Origin of the sequence: Kluyvera sp. STS39-E (assembly GCF_040932435.1) — a bacterium.
GTDB lineage: Bacteria > Pseudomonadota > Gammaproteobacteria > Enterobacterales > Enterobacteriaceae > Kluyvera.
Genome location: NZ_JBFQGA010000009.1, coordinates 170010 through 183884, shown reverse-complemented (window position 1 = coordinate 183884; position 13875 = coordinate 170010). Strand labels below are relative to the sequence as shown.

Sequence of the window (13875 nt, the reverse complement as noted above, 5' to 3'; positions counted from 1 at the left end):
ATGTCATTAATTAGTATGCATGGCGCTTGGCTGTCGTTCAGCGACGCGCCGCTTCTCAATAATGCCGAACTGCATATTGAGGACAACGAACGAGTCTGTCTGGTTGGGCGAAACGGCGCGGGCAAATCGACGCTGATGAAAATCCTCAACCGCGAGCTGGGCCTGGACGACGGGCGCATCATCTACGAGCAGGATCTGGTTGTGGCACGTCTGCAGCAGGATCCACCGCGTAACGTAGAGGGCAGCGTGTACGATTTCGTGGCTGAGGGCATTGCCGAGCAGGCGGTGTATCTCAAACGCTATCACGATATCTCGCATCTGGTGATCACCGATCCGAGCGATAAAAATCTGCAGGAACTGGCGAAAGTTCAGGAGCAACTGGACAACCATGGCCTGTGGCAGTTGGAAAGCCGCATTAACGAAGTACTGGAGCAGCTAGGATTAACGGCAGATACCGAACTGGCCTCGCTTTCCGGTGGTTGGCTACGTAAAGCCGCGCTGGGTCGTGCATTGGTCAGCGCGCCGCGCGTGCTGCTGCTTGATGAACCGACGAACCACTTGGATATCGAAACCATCGACTGGCTGGAAGGCTTCCTGAAGTCTTTCAAAGGGACGATTATTTTCATCTCCCACGACCGTTCATTTATCCGCAATATGGCGACGCGCATTGTCGATCTCGATCGCGGAAACCTGGTGACGTATCCGGGTAACTACGATCAGTATCTGCTGGAAAAAGAAGAAGCGCTGCGCGTTGAAGATCTGCAAAACGCTGAGTTTGACCGCAAGCTGGCGCAGGAAGAAGTGTGGATTCGTCAGGGCATCAAGGCGCGCCGTACACGTAATGAAGGCCGCGTCCGCGCATTAAAGGCAATGCGTAACGAACGCAGCGCCCGCCGTGAAGTGATGGGCAGCGCGAAGATGCAGGTCGAAGAGGCCTCTCGTTCCGGTAAAATTGTCTTCGAAATGGAAGATGTTAACTACCAGGTCGATGGCAAAGTGCTGGTGAAAGATTTCTCCGCGCAGGTGCAGCGTGGTGACAAAATCGCCATGATTGGCCCGAACGGCTGTGGTAAAACCACGCTGCTGAAGCTGATGCTGGGTCAACTGCAGGCCGACAGCGGCCGTATTCACGTGGGGACTAAGCTGGAAGTTGCTTATTTCGACCAGCACCGCGCAGAACTCGATCCGGATAGAACGGTAATGGATAACCTCGCGGAAGGTAAGCAAGAGGTTATGGTTAACGGTAAACCGCGCCATGTACTGGGCTATCTGCAAGACTTCCTGTTCCATCCAAAACGGGCAATGACGCCAGTACGTGCGCTGTCCGGCGGGGAGCGTAACCGTCTGCTGCTGGCACGTCTATTTTTAAAGCCAAGCAATCTATTGATTCTCGATGAACCAACCAACGACCTGGATGTCGAAACGCTCGAACTGCTGGAAGAGCTTATCGACGGCTATCAGGGGACCGTGCTGCTGGTCAGCCACGATCGTCAGTTCGTGGATAATACCGTGACTGAATGCTGGATCTTCGAAGGTAAAGGACGCATTGGACGTTATGTCGGCGGTTACCACGATGCGCGTGGGCAGCAGTCGCAATCACAGTCTTATCAACAGCCAGTTGCCAAGAAAGCGGTAGAAGTCGCGCAACCCAAAGCAGAACCTGGCAAACGTGCCGCGGGCAAAATGAGCTATAACCTGCAGCGTGAATTGGAACAGTTGCCGCAAAAGTTGGAAAAACTGGAAGCGGATCTGGAAGCGTTGCAGCTGCAGGTTGCTGACGCGACTTTCTTTAGCCAGCCCCACGATCATACTCAAAAGGTACTGGCTGATATGGCGCAGGCCGAGCAAGCGCTGGAAGAAGCGTTTGAGCGTTGGGAATATCTGGAAGCGTTGAAAAACGGCGCCTGATAGAGGATTTTTCATGTGTGAACAACATCATGCTGCGCAGCATATTCTGTGTTCACAGTGTGACATGCTGGTGGCGTTGCCACACCTCGAGCACCGACATAAGGCTAACTGCCCGCGTTGTGGTACTACGTTAACCACATCTTGGGATGAACCAAGACGGCGTCCGACGGCGTACGTCTTGGTGGCGCTCTTTATGCTGCTGCTGGCCAACCTGTTCCCGTTTATTAGTATGAACGTGGCGGGCGTCAGCAGCGAAATCGAGCTGCTGGAAATCCCCAGCGTGATGTTTTCCGAAGATTACGCCAGCCTCGGCACCTTCTTTTTGCTGTTTGTACAGCTGGTGCCGGCCTTCTGCCTCGTTACCATTCTGTTGCTGGTTAATCGGGTCAAAATGCCCTACAGGCTCAAAACGTTTCTGGCGCGGATCTTATTCACGCTTAAAACGTGGGGGATGGCGGAAATCTTCCTCGCCGGCGTGCTGGTGAGTTTTGTGAAGCTGATGGCCTATGGCGATATTGGCGTCGGCAGCAGCTTCCTGCCTTGGTGTCTTTTCTGTTTGCTGCAGTTGCGTACTTTCCAGTGCGTTGACCGCCGCTGGCTGTGGGACGATATCGGTCCGATGCCGGCACTTACGCAGCCCTTAAAGCCTGGGGTGACGGGGATGAAGCAGGGGCTGCGTTCCTGCTCGTGCTGTACGGCTATCCTTCCTGCCGACTTACACGAATGTCCGCGTTGCCACAGCAAAGGCCATGTGCGGCGTAAACATAGCCTGCAGTGGACAATGGCGCTGCTGGTCACGTCGATCATGCTCTATCTTCCCGCCAACATTCTGCCGATCATGATAACCGATCTTCTGGGCGACAAGATGCCGTCGACCATTATTGCCGGGGTTGTTCTGCTGTGGAGCGAAGGATCGTATCCGGTAGCGATGGTTATTTTCATCGCCAGTATCTTGGTCCCGACGCTGAAAATGATCGCTATCGCTTGGCTCTGTCTTGATGCCAACGGCCTCAAGCGCAGACACCGGGACAGTGAGCGCATGCACCTGATTTATGAAGTGGTGGAGTTTGTCGGGCGCTGGTCAATGATCGACGTATTTGTAATTGCAGTACTCTCCGCGCTGGTGCGTATTGGAGGGCTAATGAATATTTATCCGGCAATTGGCGCGTTAATGTTTGCGCTGGTGGTCATAATGACTATGTTCTCGGCAATGACCTTTGATCCGCGACTGTCCTGGGATCGGGAACCTGAATCAAGCCATGAGGAGTCGTAAAAGCATGGAAACCAAGAGCGGGGAGGCACAAGTGCAGAAAGTGAAAAACTGGTCTCCCATTTGGATCTTCCCGATTGTCACGGCGCTGATTGGCGCCTGGATCCTGTTTTATCATTACAGCCATCAGGGGCCGGAGGTGACGCTAATCACCACCAATGCTGAAGGTATTGAAGGTGGTAAAACTACGATTAAAAGCCGCAGTGTGGATGTGGGGGTGGTGATCAGCACCACGTTGACCGATGACCTGACGCACGTGGAAATCAAAGCGCGCCTGAACTCCGGTATGGAGAAACTACTGCACAAGGACTCTGTCTTTTGGGTCGTGAAACCACAGATTGGCCGTGAAGGGATCAGTGGGCTGGGGACATTATTGTCCGGGGCTTACATTGAACTGCAGCCGGGATCAAAAGGCCCAGAGCCTAGCAACTATCAACTGCTGGATGCGCCGCCGCTAGCGCCGCCGGATGCTAAAGGTATCCGCGTGCTACTGGACAGCCAAAAAGCGGGGCAGCTCAATCCGGGCGATCCGGTATTGTTCCGCGGCTACCGCGTGGGATCGGTTGAGACCAGCACCTTTGATCCGCAGCATCGCAATATTACCTATCAACTGTTTATCAGTGCGCCTAACGATCGACTGGTTACCAGCAACGTTCGTTTCTGGAAAGACAGCGGCGTCGCGGTCGATCTTACTTCTGCCGGTATGCGTGTGGAAATGGGATCGCTGGCAACGCTGTTCAGCGGTGGGGTCAGCTTTGATGTGCCTGAAGGCGTGGATTTAGGTCAGCCCATTGCTGAAAAAACCGAATTTAAGCTCTACGACGATCAAAAAAGCATTCAGGACTCCCTTTACACCGAACACGTCGACTACCTGATGTTCTTTAAAGACTCCGTTCGTGGTCTACAGCCGGGAGCACCGGTTGAATTCCGTGGGATCCGCTTAGGGACGGTGGCCGAGGTGCCGTACTTTGTTCCGGGTCTACGCCAAGCATTGAATAATGACTACCGTATCCCCGTCAAAATTCGTATCGAGCCTGAGCGTTTGAAAAGCGCGCTGGGTGAGAATCCGGATCTCGGCGCTCATCTGCAGGAGCTGACTCAACGTGGACTGCGCGGAGCGCTAAAAACCGGTAACTTGGTGACCGGTGCGCTGTATGTTGATATGGATTTCTACCCGAAAGAACCGGCAGTGACCGGGATGAAATCTTTCGGTGGCTATCAGATAGTGCCTACCGTGAGCGGTGGGTTGGCGCAAATCCAACAGCGTCTGATGGACACGTTGGATAAATTCAACAACCTGCCTCTGACGCCAATGGTCGAACAAGCGACCAACACGCTAAGCGAAAGCCAAAATACGATGCGTCGCCTGCAAACGACGCTGGACAATCTTAACAAGATAACAGCCAGCCAGTCGGCGCAGCAGCTGCCAGCCGATATGCAGAAAACCTTGCGCGAGTTGAATCGCAGTATGCAAGGCTTCCAGCCGGGCTCCGCGGCGTACAACAAAATGGTTGCCGATATGCAGCGTCTGGATCAAGTACTGCGCGAACTGCAGCCGGTGTTGAAAACCTTGAATGAGAAGAGCAACGCGCTGGTATTCGAAGCGAAGGACAAAAAAGATCCTGAGCCTAAGAGGGCTAAATAATGAAAAAGTGGTTAGTACTGGCTGCGGCCTGCCTGCTGGCGGCCTGCAGCAGCACCGAGAATAAAACCTATTACCAGCTGCCACTGGCGGCAGGAACGGTACAAAATAGTGCCTCCGCAAGTCAGCGTATGCTGTGGGTGGAACAAGTCAACGTGCCTGATTTCCTCGCCGGCAGCGGCGTGGTCTATCAGACCAGCGATGTCCAGTACGTGATTGCTAGCAATAACCTCTGGGCCAGCCCGCTGGACCAGCAGTTGCGGACGACATTGGTTTCTAATCTCAGTAATCAACTGCCGGGTTGGGTGGTCGCATCGCAGCCATTGGGCAGTGATCAGGACACGCTGAATGTCACCGTGACGGGTTTCCATGGTCGCTATGATGGCAAGGTCGTGGTGAGTGGGGAATGGCTACTCAATCATCAAGGAAAGCTGACCAAGCGTCCGTTCCATATTGAATTGGCACAACAGCAGGACGGTTATGATGCCATGGTGAAAGTGCTGGCGCAGGCTTGGAGTCAGGAAGCGGCTTCTATTGCGCAGACCATCAATCGCCAACCATAAATAGAATTAATTGTTCTAAGGGCCGCTGTCGGTGCAAAACCGGCGGCGGTATTTTTATGTCTGGCTTCAACTGGTTACTTATGCCGGGTCACGTTTTTTGTACAAATGAACTACTGATTAGCTCACAAATATGACATTGGTATGAATTCTGCGCATTGACGGAGTCAATTTTTAGCGTTATTCGTATTATGTGGTCGCATACTTTGTAACCACTGTTTTCTTTTCCACCAGACCAAGATATGAGGGAAACGAGGCATGAAGAGACAAAAAAGAGATCGCCTGGATCGGGCACATCAGCGTGGGTACCAGGCCGGGATTACCGGACGGTCTAAAGAAATGTGTCCTTACCAGACTATTAACCAGAGGTCTTACTGGCTGGGAGGCTGGCGAGAAGCCATGGAGGACAGGGCAGTCGTTGCCTAACACTGTCTCTTTAAAAAGAAACCTCCGCATTGCGGAGGTTTCGCCTTTTTAATTCATGCTACGTATTTTGCGTCAGTAAGCTCCGACGCTAAAGCGTATTAGAATGCGGAAGTATCCTGGAACAGGCCTACTTTCAGATCGTTCGCGCTGTAGATCAGACGACCATCAACCAGAACTTCACCATCTGCCAGACCCATGATCAGACGACGGTTAACGATACGCTTGAAGTGAATGCGATAGGTCACTTTTTTCGCAGTTGGCAGAACCTGACCGGTGAATTTCACTTCACCCACACCGAGCGCGCGGCCTTTGCCTTCGCCGCCCAGCCAGCCTAGGTAGAAACCAACCAGCTGCCACATTGCGTCCAGACCCAGGCAGCCTGGCATGACGGGATCGCCGATGAAGTGACAACCGAAGAACCACAGGTCCGGATTGATATCTAGCTCAGCTTCAACATAACCTTTGTCAAAGTTGCCGCCGGTTTCGGTCATTTTAATGACACGATCCATCATCAGCATGCTAGGTGCAGGTAACTGCGGGCCTTTTGCGCCAAACAGTTCACCGCGACCAGAGGCAAGAAGGTCTTCTTTTGTATAGGATTCGCGTTTATCTACCATGTTTTAAGTAAGCCTTATTTTAAGTTCGGAACGCAGGATAGCTAACACGTGTACGCTGAACAAGTCCGATCAGTTGGAATGTGAACGGTTTAGCCAGCGTAACGGCCACGGATAGCGGGAGTGAGGCTCCGGCTGGGTGGCCTGTGCGATGCGTTCCTGAATAGTTTGCAATAGCGTCTGTCCTTCACCATCCCAGTTAAGCTGCGTCAGAAGTGGCAGCGCATCACCAACATCATCGATAGCCCAAATCGTGAATGTGCCAGCCTCTACGGCTTCCTGTACTTCATTCGATAGGCTGAGATGGCGTACGTTAGCCGAAGGTATGATGACTCCCTGCTTGCCGCTGAGGCCGCGTTGGGCGCAAATAGCAAAGAAGCCTTCAATCTTCTCGTTGAGGCCGCCAACCGGCTGCGCACGACCAAACTGATCGACAGAACCGGTCATGGCGATGCTCTGGTTGATTGGTACGTTAGCCAAAGCGCTAATCAGGGCACACAGCTCAGCCATTGAGGCGCTGTCGCCATCAACTTCGCTGTAGGATTGCTCAAAGGTTAGCGAGGCGGAGAAGGGGATCTGTTGTTCAAGATCGAGTTCAGCCATCAGGAAAGCCTGCATCAGCATCATTCCTTTGGCATGAATATTCCCCCCAAGCTCGGCTTTACGCTCCACGTCGGTAAACTCACCGTCACCAATGTGCACGACGCAGGTAATACGCGACGGCTCACCAAATGGGCGTGGGTGGCCAGGGAAATCGATAACGGAAAGGGCGTTAATCTGCCCAATGCACTCGCCTTCGGTTTCAATTAGGATCTGTTCAAGCAGGATTTCATCCTGCATACGCTCAGCAAGGAACCCTTCTCGCCATAGGCGCTGTTCCAGCATTGTTTTAAGCTGTTCTGCGTTGATCTCACCGCTGTCGGTGAACAGGGCGGCTTCTCGCAGCTGACGCGTGATCCACATTGGACAGAGCGGCATGATTTCTTGGTCGCCGGTATCACGCGCACCTTCTTGCATCAGCAGTGGCCATGCATCGGCGGCAAGGCCTGGTAAGGATTTTTCGCGAGCAATATTCCAGACCCACTGACACCACTGCTTAAGCGTTTCTTCATCGCTGATTTGCAGGTTGTCTTCAAATTCACTGTACAGCGAGATCTCGGCAAGCTCCGGCTCCATTTCCTCGAAGTCGGCCAATGAATCGCGATCGCCTACCAGCACTATTTTGAGAGTGAGGGGCATCGAGGGAATGCTGACCGGCAAAGGACGCGAATCGTCGAAAGTGAGCCAGTCAAAACGTTGCTGCGAAATCACATTTTTTAGGCGCATCCACAGCAGAGGCTGGGCCATCAGCGTGCGTGCGGACAAGACTAGAATGCCACCATTAGCTTTATGCACTAAGCCTGGTTCAAGAGTGATTTCACTATTAAACTGACGTACACAGCCAAACAGCTGCTCGGCTTCGACCCAATCGGCGTAGATAACCGGTCCCGTGCTGGCAAAATTGTTATCCGCGCTGACTGCTGGCGACATCGTGACTTTGCTACCGTTCACCTGATAATCGACGCCCGTCAGGGCAGATTCATCGCTATCACGTAGGGATGACGTGGTCTGTGTAATGAGTTGAAGGTACTCTTTTTCTTCTGGCGCTTTGACCAGCAAGAAAGGGGAGACACCCTGAGGATGTAGAAACTGCTCTAGGGCGTAATGCAAACGCGCCTGCAGCTCACTGAATAAGGAATCGTTTTCTGAGGCCAGATCAGGCTGGGCAAATAGCGCCTGAAATGCTTCAGTCGCGGGGGCGAGAAAGCGCCGGGAAAGAGTATTTATAGTCAATGTCGCTATTTTTAGTCAGATGTAAAGTGCGTGATTATACCTGATGCCAACGGGAAGCTCACGGAGAATAGGGAAGTATATTCCGCCGCTTGGCTCATACGTATCACAGTTGCAGATTTCTTCTCAGCACATTGAGAAAAAACTGTTATTCTGAAAAGAGTTACACGGTCACACTGAGATCGCAATGAAATATCAACAACTGGAAAATCTTGAAAGCGGCTGGAAGTGGAAATACCTGGTTAAAAAGCACCGGGAAGGCGAATCCATCACCCGCTACATTGAAGCCAGCGCCGCACAAGAGGCTGTCGATGTTTTGCTGAAGCTGGAACATGAACCCGTTCAGGTTAATGACTGGATTGCCCAGCACATTAGTCCACAACTGGTGAACCGTATGAAGCAGACGATTCGCGCACGCCGCAAGCGTCACTTCAATGCAGAGCATCAGCATACTCGTAAGAAGTCTATCGATTTGGAGTTTGCTGTCTGGCAACGACTGGCGGGATTAGCGCAACGTCGCGGCAAGACGTTATCGGAAACCGTCGTCCAACTCATCGAAGATGCCGAAAACAAAGAGAAGTATGCGACTAAGATGTCGAGCCTTAAACAAGATCTCGAGGCGATGTTGGGCAAAGAAAAATAGTCTGAGTTCGACGCGCCTTTGATGGCTGATAGAGAGTCACACAGGCAAAAAAAAACCCCGCAGCGCGGGGTTTTTTATTAGACGAGAACTTAAGCCTGTGGCTGAGTTACAACGTCTTTGCTGCCTTTAACTTCGATCTCTACGCGACGGTCTGGCGCCAGGCAGTCGATCAGCGCAGCTTTCGCTTTTACGCCGTCACAGGTGCTGCCGGTAACTGGGTTAGATTTACCCATGCCACGTGCGGAGATTTTGTCAGAAGGGATACCTTTAGATACCAGGTAATCAACTACGGACTGAGCACGTTTCTCGGACAGACCCTGGTTGTAAGCGTCAGAACCGATACGGTCAGTGAAGCCCAGAACCACTACGGAACCGTCTTTCGGATCCAGGTTGCTCAGCTGGCTGTACATCTGATCCAGAGCTTGTTTGCCTTCTGGTTTCAGAGTTGCTTTGTTGAAGTTGAACAGAACGTCAGACTTCAGAGTGAAGTGTTTGGTCTGTACTTCTGGAGCTGGAGCTGGAGCTGGTGCGATTACTGGTGCAGCTGCATCCTGCTGGCCAAAGCGGTAGGAAACACCTACGCTCAGCATGCCGTTGTCAGGACGTACGCCAACGCTGTTTGCGTCGCCGATGTTGTTAACCCACTGGTATTCCAGACGGGTTGCGATATCACGAGTAACAGCCCACTCAACGCCGCCTGCGAATACAGGGGAAACGCCGGTGTCATGGTGATCGCCAGCGATGTTGTTGCTGGAGTCAGCACGCCATACCATACCACCCAGACGAGTGTAGATGTCCAGATCGTCAGTTACTGGGTAACCCAGTTTAGCGGTCAGCTGAACGCCTTGAGCTTTCAGAGCACCGTTAGTCTGGCTGCCGGTATATTCCATACGGCCCAACCAATCGTAACCCATTTCGAAACCAACATACGGGTTAACCTGGTAGCCACCGAACGCGCCTGCGCCCAGCTGGCTGTTGTGGGTAGAACCGTTGTTGTTCAGGTCACTCTGGTACCAGCCAGTGTCATGGAACTGGGACCAACCCAGTTTACCACCAGCATACCAGGTGTTGTCTTGCGGAGCGGCCTGAGCCACTGAAGCGAAGCCTGCCAGTGCCACTGCAATCGCGATAGCTGTCTTTTTCATTTTTTGCGCCTCGTTATCATCCAAAATTTGCCATGAAGTTCTAAATAGACTCACGGTTAAATCCTTCCACCGGGGTGGGGCTTAGTGAATTACTTAGCAGATATCTGCGGTGTAAGCTGAGCACCCCTGGCGATGTAAAGTCTACAACGTCGTTCGAAACTTACAAGTGTGAACTCCGTCAGGCTTATGAAAAAAAAAGAGTTGTATACGCAATATTTAACAAATATGTTGAGAAATTAAGCAGTGTAAAATACTGGAAACCGCACCAGACAAGCCTTCTGAGAAAAAACCATCAGAAAATCTGGGAGATAAAAAAGTTGCAAAAAAATTACCAGGAATAATCCTAATTTGGCTTAATGGAACAAATTAGAATGAATTTTTAGCCCATTAAATTGTCCAGTGGGGTGTATCGCAGAGCAAACAGGACGCATTATGAACACCATTGCGTTTCCTTCTTCCGCCGCACCCAGCAAACGAGCGTGCTCTTCCGCCGACAGTTCATCCGTTAACCAGCCGATAACAACGCTATAATTACCGGTACGTAATGCGCGAACCATCGACTCCAGCATATCGCACGGCTGCATTTGGCGCAGTTGCATGACTTTTGTTAACGGCAAACCCGATTCTAATACCCATTGGCGGCTTAGTTTCTGCTGTGGGGTCAGCCACAGCTGCCAGCGTGACTGCTGTCCCAGTTGCTGAAGCAATGGCAGCAATAACAACTGTGCCATCATTGGCTGATCTTCACGATAAAGCACTTCGCTAATGAGCGCAGATGACGTGCTTTTCGCAGGAGTGAAAGCATGGGAAGCCGTTGTTGAGACAGCGGCAGAAGAATGATTTACAACACCAGAAGTATACATAGCTAATCCAACCTTGTGGGTTACTGTATGCATATACAGTACTACCCGTCTCACCAAAGATCAACCTCAATTTCTGAAAGTAACTCGCAAAATTGCACAGAAAATGCACGGGATGACAAATACACCTTGCTGTGTAAGGTGAACTTCCCTATGTTGCTTACTATGCGTTTCATTAACAAGTTTAATGTATCCATGCACATGATTATTAAGGATTAATCATGAAAATTATATCGTATAAACGGATTTATCAATCCCAAGAATGTTTCTCAATATTGGGGAAAATCAGGTCACGGGCGCTGTTCGGCGGTTACAGCCTTGCTGTCGACGACGCGGTCTTTGCAATGGTTGCGGAGGGGGAACTCTATCTGCGGATGTGCGAACAAAATGCCACTTATCAGGCTCAACACTCACCGCAATTACTCACATTACGAAAACGCGGGATGCCGTTGCAGTTAAAGTATTTCCACGTTGATGCTGCACTATGGGCGAATGCACCCGCTTTACTGCAGTTGGGTTTATCTTCACTGGAGGATGCTCGGCTAGAGAAATCCCTACAAAGGAAGCCATCACGGTTGAAGGATTTGCCAAATCTCTCATTTCATATGGAGCTGTTGCTGCATGAAGCCGGCGTTATGGATGTACAGGCGCTACGGCAAATTGGGGCGCAAAGTGCATGGCTGCTTCTTCGCCAAATCCGTAAACAGATCGGCATCAATGTGCTTTTTTCGCTAGAAGGGGCGATTACCGGCGTCCACGCTGCTGCACTCCCGGCACTAAGGCGCCAGGAGCTACAGAGTTGGGTGAAAATCTACATTCACAAATGGTAGATAGTTAGGTTCTAGGCCAGAACCTGCTTTTGAAGCCGACAGATTTCTGGAAGCAGTGAAATCATCAAACCGATCTGTTGCAGGACTAATGGCTCTTTGCTGTCTAGGCGAGTATCTAAATGACTAATCCGCTCGGCTAATCCGGTTAATGCCTGCTGAACTCTGTCTTCGTCCGCAGGCTGATGATGTAACGCATCATCGACATAGCAGACGGCATCGTCCAGAAGAGCCAGAACTGTCGGGGTAGTCAATTTTTCGCGGTGGGCGCCCAGCGCGGAAATATAGCTGGTTAAGGTGTGGTTGAGACACAGCAGGCGGAATGCAGTTTCACGCATCTCAGCGGTTACTTTGGGTTCTGTTGACATGTTTGACACGACAGAAGCCAACTCAGCATCGCGGTTATGCGCATCGCGTCGTGCAATACGGTAGGCGAGGCGGTTATCGCGGCCCTGATGATATTGTTCAAGAATAGCATCGAGATAGCGGCAGTTCGCATCGACGGCGCGCTCAAGCACCCGAGGTAAATTGCGGAATTTCCAATCCGGCCAAATAAAACTTACCGCTATCCATGCAATACCACAGCCTATTAGCGTATCAATGACGCGGGGTAGCGCGACTTCAAAACCTTCACCAAGCAGGTTGAAACACAGTAATACCAGCAGTGTGATGAACATGGTCGCGTGAGCATACTGCACATTACGAAAGGCAAAGAAAAGCACGCCGGTGATAACAATAAGTACCAGTTGCCCTTCAAGAGACGGTACGAGCAAGAGTATGGGTAGCCCCAAGGCCACGCCGACGAGTGTACCTATAATACGTAGCGCCAGCCGGTGGCGGGTTGCGTTGTAGTTTGGCTGGCAAACGAACAAGCTGGTGAGCAAAATCCAGTAACCGTGCTGTAGACCGGTTAACTGAATAAAGGCATAGCCCGCGCATAAAACCAGCGACATGCGCACCGCATGACGAAACAGCGCGGATTCTGGCGACATATTGCGGCTAAGCCGTAAGCGAATATCGTCGAATCCATGCAGACTATCATCAGCCAACAGCGTCTCTGTTTCACTCTCCATCTGAGATTGCAGCTGTTCGGACTCAATCGTTGCAAGCTGCGCATCAATGGCGCGCAGGTTGTTAAGCAGAAAACCCATCGCCTTAATTTGTTCAGGCGCAGCACCACTAGCCCGGGCGCGATCGAGTGCCGCGTCCAGATGGGTAAAAGCACGTTCAAAACGTGCATCATGCTGATAAGGAGTACGCAGCAAAATGGCTTTTGCCAGCGCCTGGCAGGCCATTGACTGCATAGAAAGCAGGCGCTGGAAACGGAACATCACGTCGCTATATTGGAAAGTATCGCGCAGTGTTTGGTACTGGATGTGCGATGAACTAGCGCGTTCGTGAATATCCTGAGCGACAAAATAGTAATGCAGCGTTCGACGCGTGCTGCGTTGGCCGCGATCCCCACGCAGGCGAGTTAATAAGGAAACCTTGGTCTGATTTAGTATGGCCATCAGTTGCCCGTTTGCCAGCGCGAGATCATACAGCGGCGCCTGGTCTTCACCGTCGAGGTCCGGGTCAAACAGACGAGACTTTAATTCAAGATAGTGAGCTAACTGCTCATAGCTGCGAGCGAGGTTATCCTGCAGCGGACGGATTGGGAAAATTAAGTGCCCAGTCAGCGTCAGCAGGTTATACCAGATTGCGCCAGCAATCAGCAGCAGCGGCTGCATATACCACTGGCTGTAGAGCGATACGCCCAGCATGGTATAAATGGCGATTAGCAGTGCACCAAACGCGATGGTGGCGTAGCGTTGCCCCAAACCGCCCAGCAAAATAAAGCCGACGGTTGAAACGGTCAGTCCCAGCGCAAACAGCCACGGCCATGGGAACAGCAGCTCTACCGAAGCAGAAGCAACAAAAAAGCTCAGTAGCGTAATAACCAGATTGCGCAGTCGCCCGCTCAGGCGATCGTCCAAATCAGTAAGAGCTGCCGCAACCACACCCAGCGTGAGTGGAATGGTTAGCTTAACGTCGCCCAACCACCATGGCAGAGCACAGGTCCCTACTAGCGCGATAAAAATCCTAGCGTTATAAAGCCAGGTACTATTCCATGTATAGCGGCGGAGCAACGGGCTAAGCATCTTGAGTGA

At 51.7% G+C, this 13875-nt stretch carries 12 protein-coding genes; 7 read left to right on the top strand and 5 right to left on the bottom strand.

Features of this window, described 5'->3' with window-relative positions; genetic code table 11:
* The 5 genes from AB4K05_RS19825 (at position 1) to rmf (ending at position 5806) form a co-directional block, all read left to right on the top strand.
* A complete protein-coding gene (locus AB4K05_RS19825; protein WP_368481581.1) occupies positions 1-1908 on the top strand; it encodes an ABC transporter ATP-binding protein in 1908 nt (635 codons plus the stop codon).
* A gap of 13 nt (positions 1909-1921) precedes the next feature.
* A complete protein-coding gene (pqiA, locus tag AB4K05_RS19820; RefSeq protein ID WP_368481580.1) occupies positions 1922-3181 on the top strand; it encodes a membrane integrity-associated transporter subunit PqiA in 1260 nt (419 codons plus the stop codon).
* A gap of 4 nt (positions 3182-3185) precedes the next feature.
* On the top strand, positions 3186-4823 hold the full coding sequence (pqiB, locus tag AB4K05_RS19815; protein ID WP_368481579.1) for an intermembrane transport protein PqiB: 1638 nt from the start codon (positions 3186-3188) through the stop codon (positions 4821-4823).
* The gene (gene pqiC, locus AB4K05_RS19810; RefSeq protein ID WP_368481578.1) at positions 4823-5383 is read left to right on the top strand and encodes a membrane integrity-associated transporter subunit PqiC; all 561 of its coding nucleotides are present in this window, start codon (positions 4823-4825) and stop codon (positions 5381-5383) included. The genes pqiB and pqiC overlap by 1 nt, the downstream gene beginning before the upstream one ends.
* A 255-nt stretch (positions 5384-5638) precedes the next feature.
* Positions 5639-5806, top strand: a complete 168-nt coding sequence (rmf, locus tag AB4K05_RS19805) for a ribosome modulation factor (protein WP_073971187.1) — start codon at positions 5639-5641, stop codon at positions 5804-5806.
* 98 nt (positions 5807-5904) lie between these two features.
* On the opposite strand, the gene fabA is transcribed toward rmf, so the two are convergent.
* Both fabA and AB4K05_RS19795 read right to left on the bottom strand, forming a co-directional pair.
* The gene (gene fabA / locus AB4K05_RS19800) at positions 5905-6423 is read right to left on the bottom strand and encodes a bifunctional 3-hydroxydecanoyl-ACP dehydratase/trans-2-decenoyl-ACP isomerase (protein ID WP_368481577.1); all 519 of its coding nucleotides are present in this window, start codon (positions 6421-6423) and stop codon (positions 5905-5907) included.
* A gap of 69 nt (positions 6424-6492) precedes the next feature.
* Positions 6493-8253, bottom strand: coding sequence for an AAA family ATPase (locus tag AB4K05_RS19795; RefSeq protein ID WP_368481576.1), 1761 nt, complete (start codon positions 8251-8253; stop codon positions 6493-6495).
* 184 nt (positions 8254-8437) lie between these two features.
* Here AB4K05_RS19795 and matP point away from each other — a divergent pair, with 184 nt between their 5' ends.
* The gene (gene matP / locus AB4K05_RS19790) at positions 8438-8893 is read left to right on the top strand and encodes a macrodomain Ter protein MatP (RefSeq protein WP_368481575.1); all 456 of its coding nucleotides are present in this window, start codon (positions 8438-8440) and stop codon (positions 8891-8893) included.
* An 89-nt stretch (positions 8894-8982) separates the two neighbouring features.
* Here matP and ompA read toward each other — a convergent pair whose 3' ends face one another.
* Both ompA and sulA read right to left on the bottom strand, forming a co-directional pair.
* Entirely contained in the window at positions 8983-10038 is a 1056-nt protein-coding gene (ompA, locus tag AB4K05_RS19785) for a porin OmpA (RefSeq protein WP_368481574.1), read from the bottom strand.
* A gap of 353 nt (positions 10039-10391) precedes the next feature.
* Positions 10392-10901 (bottom strand): SOS-induced cell division inhibitor SulA, encoded by a 510-nt coding sequence (gene sulA, locus AB4K05_RS19780; protein ID WP_368481628.1) that lies wholly within the window; start codon positions 10899-10901, stop codon positions 10392-10394.
* A gap of 218 nt (positions 10902-11119) precedes the next feature.
* On the opposite strand from sulA, the gene AB4K05_RS19775 reads away from it, so the two are divergent.
* A complete protein-coding gene (locus AB4K05_RS19775; RefSeq protein WP_368481573.1) occupies positions 11120-11728 on the top strand; it encodes a TfoX/Sxy family DNA transformation protein in 609 nt (202 codons plus the stop codon).
* A gap of 11 nt (positions 11729-11739) precedes the next feature.
* On the opposite strand, the gene yccS is transcribed toward AB4K05_RS19775, so the two are convergent.
* Complete coding sequence (gene yccS, locus AB4K05_RS19770) at positions 11740-13866, bottom strand: YccS family putative transporter (protein WP_368481572.1); 2127 nt, start codon at positions 13864-13866, stop codon at positions 11740-11742.
* Positions 13867-13875: the final 9 nt, after the last annotated feature.